General features: G+C 56.1%; 1 protein-coding gene. It reads right to left on the bottom strand.

From position 1 onward, the window contains the following. Positions 1-16: 16 nt before the first annotated feature. Positions 17-1105 carry an IS110 family RNA-guided transposase gene (locus tag EDF61_RS18645; RefSeq protein WP_133835122.1) on the bottom strand — a complete coding sequence of 363 codons (1089 nt, stop codon included), beginning with the start codon at positions 1103-1105 and terminating at the stop codon, positions 17-19. Between the last annotated feature and the right edge of the window lie 295 nt (positions 1106-1400).

Below are 1400 nucleotides of genomic sequence, written 5' to 3'. Positions count from 1 at the left end.
GACTCTTCTATGTCTGTCAAGCCGCAACCGGAACCTCTTCAATCATTTTTGAAGCACTGAAGATTCTGAAGATCCGACGGGCGAGATAGCGTTTGATGCATCGACGGATCTCCCGATCAGTCTTCCCCTCAGCCTGACGCTTCTCAACATAAACTCGAGTCTCTTCGTCATGGGCCATGCGTGTGACCGCGGCAATATGCAGAGCAGCATTTAATGACCTATCACCACCACGATTAAGCCGGTACCGGGTTGTGTTCCCGGACGACGCAGGAATCGGATTCACGCCAGCCAGGCAGGCAAACGCCGCTTCATTGCGCACTCGCCCATCATGGGACCACGCGACGAAGCACTTCGCAACTGTGATTGCTTTGAAGCCGACCTCATCTAATAGGGGTGCTGCTACGCTGACCTTCACCAGCTCGTCCAGTTGCTGCTCGTTGGCAGCCAGCTGCTGATCCAAGTCCAGGACATGTTTGGCCAGTCGTACCGCTTCCGACCGTGCAATCCTCAGCGACAGTTCTTCTTCCCGGTCCCGCCACCGGCTGATTTCAGCAATCTGGCTTCCGATCAGTTTCTTTCGGGCATCAATCCCCAGGCCGTTGCTGCGAATCAGGGCGTTCAAAGCATTCACGGACCTGGTACGGTCTTTCGCCATCGAGCTGCGTGCCGTGACAAGGATGCGCAATCCTTGGCGGATTCCCTCATTCAGCCGGGGATGGCGCAATTTGTCTACCGGAAGCGGCAGGGACGCCATTGCCATGCGATGCGCATCTAACACGTCAGTTTTTCCCACACCACGGTTCTGTTTCTTGCTCATGCGTGGTGCCTCGGATACGGGGAACCCATGGGCTGCAACAGTGCCGGCAAGGATCGCTCCATAGGTGGCGGCACCTTCAATGATCCAGAGGGTGTCAGCGTTGCCTTCGGTGCGTCGTGCGACCCAGCTAATGGCCCTGTTGATCCCACTGCTGGTCACTGGAAACGACTGGGTATCGAGTAGAGCGCCATTGCTGGAATCAATGATGGCGTAGACATGATTACGTGAGTGAGTGTCGACACCCACGACAAATGGGTGGCAATGAGCGACGATAGGTTGTGCGGTCACCGTACTTTCCTTTCCTGGATTTTCTTGGTCGGCCGTGAACGGCCGGTACCAGTCCGGGTAAGGGTCACTACGGAACAGCACTGTGATGGGTCACGCCCCTAGCTGGGGTGGACAATCTTCTGATCAAGTTACCGAGGTGGGCCGGATTGGTCCCGGCCGACCCACCCCATTTGGATGGACAGGTCAATGGAATGACACCTTTCGGGTCAGGCTTTTAATGAGTCACATCCAAGGGTGGGACGGCTGGTTCTTATCCTGCCAGCTAGTCCCAGACCAACCACCTCGATACTCACAG

The sequence above is a fragment of the Arthrobacter sp. JUb115 genome, from assembly GCF_004365035.1.
Classification (GTDB): Bacteria; Actinomycetota; Actinomycetes; order Actinomycetales; family Micrococcaceae; genus Glutamicibacter.
Note: the sequence above shows the minus strand (reverse complement) of the source record. Positions and strands in the feature narration are given on the sequence as shown.